The sequence below is a fragment of the Bacillus sp. 05T31 genome, from assembly GCF_056396725.1.
In genome coordinates this window covers 1-516 of record NZ_JBFTMA010001320.1, presented here as the reverse complement: position 1 = coordinate 516, position 516 = coordinate 1, and the positions used below count along the sequence as shown (strand labels likewise).

Below are 516 nucleotides of genomic sequence, written 5' to 3'. Positions count from 1 at the left end.
TGGCATGTGTGATGGTGTAAAAGTGCTTAAGCAAGCCGAACAATTAGTTTTAATGTAATTATATTTTTTTAAACATAAACATTATAATGTTATAACTTTTGTTTTCGACAGATTGAACATAGGGAGGGTTATCGATGAATGGTTTTATGAGTTTTATGGAACAGAAGATTATGCCAACAACGCAAAAGATTGCGGGACAACGACATTTATTAGCAATTCGGAATGGAGTTATTTCTACATTACCGTTAACGATTGTCGGGTCATTTTTCGTTATCTTTTTAAACTTACCAATTGATGCATATATGGAGTGGATTGCACCGTTTCGCCATATTTTAGATATTCCATTCCGATTTACAGTAGGCTTAATGGCGTTATACGCAGCATTCGGGGTAGGGGCCTCACTCGCGAACTTTTATCAGCTCAATCAATTAAGTGCAGGATTATTATCTGTACTCGCCTTTTTACTAGCATCAGTTGAACCAATTCAAATAACAAAAGCTGTACCAGGTGTTATTG

General features: G+C 35.9%; 1 protein-coding gene. It reads left to right on the top strand.

From position 1 onward, the window contains the following. Positions 1-134: 134 nt before the first annotated feature. Positions 135-516 (top strand): PTS transporter subunit EIIC (locus tag AC1DJR_RS33120; RefSeq protein ID WP_477004582.1); only part of this gene is annotated, 382 nt, incomplete at its 3' end.